Raw genomic sequence first — 5,808 nt, 5'->3', positions numbered from 1 at the left:
GTCCTGGGGGCCCCCGGGGTGCGGGACGCGGATGCGGGGACGGGGACGGGCTCGGGCCGGTGTTCCTGCGCACGTTCCGCGGCCGGCGGTGGTTCGGCCGGCGCGGCTGGGGCCGGCGGCAGCTGACCGTAGTTGGCTCCGCTGATCTTCACGGTCATTCGGGGCTCGCGCTCCTTCGCTGAGGTTCTGTCCGCGGCGTACGACGTCCAGAGAGTGCCGAGATCGAGGGGTACGCCGCGTACGGCGAGTTCGCCGAGCGCCGCGTGCAGGGTGTCGGCTCCGTGCCGGGCCGGCCGGTCGAGGGGAACGGCCGCGTGCGCGCGGTCGCCGAGGATCTGCCCGACCAGACCGGTCAGCGCCGTGCCCGCGCCGACCTCGACGAAGGTCCGGACCCCCGCCGTGTACATCGCCTCGATCTGTTCCTGGAACAGCACCGGTGCGGCGAGGTGACCGGCGATCCGGGCGCGCACCTCGTCGGGGGACGCGGGATAGGGCGCCGCGTCCGTGTTGCCGTAGACCTCGATCACGGGCTCCGCGAGCGGCACCGTGCGCAGATACGCGGCAAGCGGCTCGACGGCCGGGGCGACCAGCGGGCTGTGGAAGGCGGTCGAGGTGGCCAGCCGCCGGGTGTCGACCCCCTCGGCCGAGAACGCCGTCTCGGCACGCGTGACCGCCGTCAGCGATCCCGAAAGCACGACCTGGCGGGGGGAGTTGTGGTTGACCGGCCAGATGTCGCCGAACCCGCCACCGGCCAGCACCTCGGCCACGTGCGCCCGGTCCGCCGTCACCGCCAGCATCGCACCCGGGGCGCCCACCGCGTCCCGCATCAACTCGCCGCGCCGACGGGCCAGACCCACCAGCGACCCGGCGTCCAGCACACCCGCACAGTGCAGCGCCACCAGCTCGCCGAAGCTGTGGCCCGCCACGCAGTCCGGCCGCAGCCCCAGTTCCCGCACCACCTCCAGCAGCGCCAGTGAGTGCACCGCCAGGGCGGGCTGCGCCCACTCGGTGGCGTCCAGCAGCCCCCGCCGGGCGGCGCGTTCCTCGTCGGTGAAGGCGGGCGGCGGGAACACGGCCCGGTGCAGGGGCTGTCCACCGAAGCGGGTGGTGCCCAGCCGGTCCCACACCGCCTGGGCGGCCGGCGCCAGCATCGCCAGGTCGGCGCCCATGCCCACGTACTGGGAGCCCTGCCCCGGGAACAGGAAGCCGATACGGCCCGGCGCGGTCTCCCCGCACGCGTAGCGGACACCGGAGGGCGTCGAGAACGCCGCGTCGGGGCGCTGCCGGATCAGAGCGAGGGCCTGCGCGTACTTCTCCCGCAGATCCGGGACATCGGAGGCGACCACGGCCAGCCGCACCCGGGCGGAGGGCGAGAACGAGGCGTGGCTCTCCCGTGCCAGCTCGGCCAGCGAGACAGCGTCGTCCGCCGGCGGGGGGACCAGGTCCGCCGGGGAGGCGCCACCGAACAGGACGAGCTCGCTCGGTGCCGAGCGGTGGCGCGGGGCCGCACGGCCCGGCGCGGAAGACGGCGCGTACTCCTCCAGCGTCACATGGAAGTTGCTGCCGCCGAAGCCGAAACTCGACACCGCCGCCCGGCGCGGATGGCCGGCCGCCCGCACCCACGGGCGGGTCTCGGTGTTGACGTAGAACGGGCTGTCCGGGGCTGCGACCGCCGGATTGGGCCGTTCGACCTTGACCGTCGGCGGCAGCACCTTGTGGTGGAGGGCCATGACCGCCTTCAGCAGCCCGGCCGCTCCCGCCGCGCACTTGGTGTGGCCGATCTGCGACTTGACCGAACCGATCGCGCACCACTGCCCGTCCGCACGGCCCGACTCACCGAACACCTCCGTGAGCGCCGCCAGTTCGGCGGTGTCACCGGCTTTCGTGCCGGTCCCGTGCGCCTCGACCAGCTCCACGGTCTCCGGGCCGTAGCCGGCCTCCTCGTAGGCGCGTCGCAGAGCCCGGCTCTGGCCCTCCGGCAGCGGGGCGTAGATCGTCGTACTCCTGCCGTCCGACGAGCTGCCGATGCCCCGGATCACCGCGTGGATCCGGTCACCGTCCCGCTCGGCGTCCGGCAACCGCTTCAGCGCGTACATCACGACGGCCTCGCCGAGCATGGTTCCGTCGGCGGCGTCCGAGAACGGGCGGCAGTCCCCACTGGGGGACAGCGCGGGCGTCTTGGAGAAGCACAGGAACATGCCGATGTCGTTCCCGGTGTCCACCCCACCACTGATCACCAGGTCGGCTCGGCCCAGGGACAGTTCGGCGACCGCCGTCGACAGGGCGGCCAGGGAGCTGGCACAGGCCGCGTCCGTGGTGTGGTTGACGCCGTGCAGATCGAACCGGTTGGCGATGCGGCCCGCGACCACGTTGCCGAGCAGCCCGGGGAAGGACGACTCCCGCCACGGCTCGAAGCGGGCCGAGATGCGGTCGCACACCGCCTGCGCCTCGGCCTCTCCGAGCCCGCTCTCCCGCAGACCCGCGAGCCACATGGGGCGCTGGGAGCGCCCGTACATGTGCGGAAGGAGTTCGAGGGCGGCCGCGCCGAGGACCACACCGGTCCGGTCTCGGTCCACCGAGGCCAAGCCGCCGGCGTCCGTCAGCACCTGGTCGGCGACCATCAGGGCGAGCAGCTGGGAGGTGTCGGTCGCCGGAAGGTTGGCGGGAGGCACCCCGTAGGCCAGCGGGTCGAAGTCCACCTCGGACAGGAACGCGCCTCTGCGGGCGTATGTCTTGTCGGGGGCGGCCGGGTCCGGGTCGTAGTGGTCCTCCACCCGCCAGCGGGTGGCGGGCACCTCGGTGATCAGGTCACGGCCGCCGGTCACGATCCGCCAGTAGCCGGCCGCGTCGCTCGCGCCCGGCACCAGGGCGCCCACGCCGACCACGGCGACGGGGAGCCGGCGGGGCGTGGAGCCCGCCAAGGTCTCTCCCCGAGGCCCGATCCCCGTCTCTGACGCCTCGGGGGCGCCGGGGCCGCTCACGCCAGCTCGCACGGTGCGTAGGTGAACGCCTCGGACGGCAAGGGAACGCCGTAGGTGCGCAGTTGATGGGCGCGAGTGAGCACCGCGGCCCCTTCGAGCAGATTGAGCCCGATCTGCACCACGGACCGGTGGGCGGGCTCGGCCAGGTAGGTGCCCGCCACCCACCGGTTGAAGGCGCCCATGGCCGGCCCGCACCAGATCTGGAAGTCGGCCCGCCGCGACGCCTCGCCGGTGATCGCCCACCGGCTCGAACTGCCCAGGTACCAGCGGAAGACCAGGGCCATGCGGTGCTTCGGGTCGGCCTCCGCGCGGGTGATCTCCGAGGGGTCGCGCCGCTCCCAGAACGCGCGCGTACGCTGCCAGATCTCCTCGAACGGGGCGCCCAGCACGTCGCGTTCCACGGAGGCGCGCAGCGCCGGCGGGATCTCCTCCAGCGAACCGTGGGCCCGGTACGCCGCGTGGAGGCGGCCGGCCCGCTGGGCGAACATCGTCCCCCGGGAGAGCACTTGCAGCTTCACGCCGAGTTCGAACATGTCCGCCGCCGGCGCCATGGCCACATCGGCGACGTCCGCGTCGCACAGCATGGCCTTGGCCTCGTCGGAGAGACCCGCCTCGACGGCCGTCTGGTTGACCGATCCGACCACCACGTAGGAGGCGCCGAGAGCGAAGGCGGCGGCCACCGCGTCCGGTGTGCCGAGCCCGCCGGCCGCGCCGAGCCGGACCGTCCGCCGGTAGCCGAAGCGCCGGCACAGTGCGTCGCGCAGGGCGGCGATCCTCGGCAGCAGGACCGACAACGGCCGGTTGTCGGTGTGCCCACCGCTGTCCGCCTCCACGGTGATGTCCTCGGCCACCGGCACCAGGGCCGCCAGATCCGCCTCCTGGCGGGTCAGTTTCCCCTGGGTGACGAGGGCGTCCAGCAGCGCGGGCGGGGCGGGGGACAGAAACCGCTCGGCCACCTCGGGCCGAGAGACCTTCGCGAGCAGGCGCGTGCTGCGGACGATGCCGCCGTCCCCGCCCCGTCGCAGCCCGTGGGCCGAGCACAGCACCACCGCCGGGGTCAGCTCCATGAACGCCGACGCGGAGATCCGGGGGACACCGCAGCGCAGCAGCAGCTCGGCGACACGCCACTCCAGCGCCGGTTCGGCCGGTGAGTGGATGAGGTTGACGCCCCAGTTCGGGCGGGACGCCAGCTCGTGCGCCAGTGTGTGCACCGCCCGTTCCACCTCGGGGTAGGCCAGACCGCCCGCGCCGAAGAAGCCGATCATCTCCGCCCGGGCCATCGCCGAGACCATCCGGGTGGTGGCGATGCCGTTCGCCATCTCACCGGCGACATAGGGGAAACGGACGCCGTGCGCCTCGCAGAACGTGCGACCGCCGAGCCATTCCGGGTACAGCGGCGGCAGCGTACCGAGTACCGGGCCGGCGGGTACGGCACCGGTCGCGATCCCCAGCTCCCGGCCGTCCGGCCCGCTGACGACATGGACGGGTTCCCGGATCTGCCGGACACGGGCCGTGATCCCCTCGGGCGAGAAGACCGGCGGGGAGGCGGCTGGGGGGCCGAGGGCTGCGGGGACAGACACGGATGAGGCTCCAACGGGGAGAGGTCGTGTGCTGGTCAGCTGTACGAGGAGCAGGGGAGGAGAGCCGGCGCCGGCGCCGAGGGCCGGGGGAGGACCGTGCCCCTCGCGGCCAGGCCGGACCACAGGTAGTCGAGGCTTACGGGGGCGCACGCCGCCGAAGGCCCGAGACGGCTTCTGACCCGGGTGTCGTCGAAGCGCCGCCGGTGGGCGAGATAGGCCGTCATCCCCGGGTAGAAGTCCAGCAGCGCCTCCATCGCCGACGGGGCCTCCGGCCTGGTGACGACCAGGTCGATCGAGAGCGGGACCAGCCGTTCCAGGAGAGCCACGACCGTCGGCACGGGCACGTCGCGGTCATGGACGATGTGGTAGGTGTCGACCCCGCCCGACGGGGTCAGCCCGGCCAGCCGCACCATGAGGTCGGCGGCGTGGTCCACCTGCAGCAGGTTCAGCCGGCCGTGCGGATGGCCCACCGTCCGGACGGGGAGCCGTCCGTCCTGCCCGGGGCCGTGCGGCTCGCCCGCCGCCTGTCGCGCGTCCCGCAGGATCCGCTCGATGACCTGCAGCGGGTGCGAGGGCAGCTCGGGGTGCGGCGGCTGGTCCGTGACCAGAATGCTGGGCCGCAGGACGAGAACCCCGCGGCCGTGCTCCCTGGACCAGGCGTGAACCAGCAGCTCCGCCTCGTACTTGGACTGCTCGTAGGCGTTCTCGAAGCCGTCGGCGTCCTCCAGTTCGTCCTCGTACGCCACCCCGGTGCGCCGGCCACCGGCCACGAACGCGGTGCTGACGTGACGGATCACGGGGGCCCCTCGACCCGCCGCCGCCAACTCCAGTACGTGCCGCGTGCCTTCGACGTTGGTCCGCCGCAGCTCGGGCAGGTCTCCCTCCAGATTGATGCTGCCCGCGCCGTGCCAGATCGTGCCGAGGCTGTCGGCCAGCTCCTGGAACACCCGCCTGGACAGCCCCAGCCGCGGCAGCGCCAGATCGGTCTCCACCACCTTGAGCCGGCGCGGAAGCTGGGCGATGAACGCCTCCGGGGAGCCCGTCAGTTCGAAGAACCTGGAGATGCGGTGCAGAGCGTCACCCGACCCGGCGTGGGCCAGGACCGTCACCGACCGATGCGTGTCGAGCAGGCGACGTAACAGGCGCAGTCCGAGAAATCCGGTGGCGCCGGTGAGGGCGACGTGCACGAGCGCGGCTCCAAGGGCGGTGAGAGGGGCGGTCCCTGACCGGGGTGCGGGGTGCGGGGT

At 73.4% G+C, this 5,808-nt stretch carries 3 protein-coding genes; all 3 read right to left on the bottom strand.

Annotation, left to right across the window (positions count from 1 at the left end):
- The coding region (locus tag E0D90_RS22995) for a type I polyketide synthase (protein WP_170215036.1) at positions 1-2,921 on the bottom strand (2,921 nt) is incomplete at its 3' end.
- Between the two features lie 56 nt (positions 2,922-2,977).
- On the bottom strand, positions 2,978-4,561 hold the full coding sequence (locus tag E0D90_RS22990) for a PfaD family polyunsaturated fatty acid/polyketide biosynthesis protein (RefSeq protein ID WP_130799919.1): 1,584 nt from the start codon (positions 4,559-4,561) through the stop codon (positions 2,978-2,980).
- A gap of 35 nt (positions 4,562-4,596) precedes the next feature.
- On the bottom strand, positions 4,597-5,808 hold a 1,212-nt coding region (locus tag E0D90_RS22985), incomplete at its 5' end, for an SDR family oxidoreductase (protein WP_438827437.1).

The organism is Streptomyces otsuchiensis, assembly GCF_004305975.1.
Lineage (GTDB): Bacteria > Actinomycetota > Actinomycetes > Streptomycetales > Streptomycetaceae > Streptomyces > Streptomyces otsuchiensis.
This window is presented reverse-complemented; position numbering and strand designations above follow the sequence as displayed.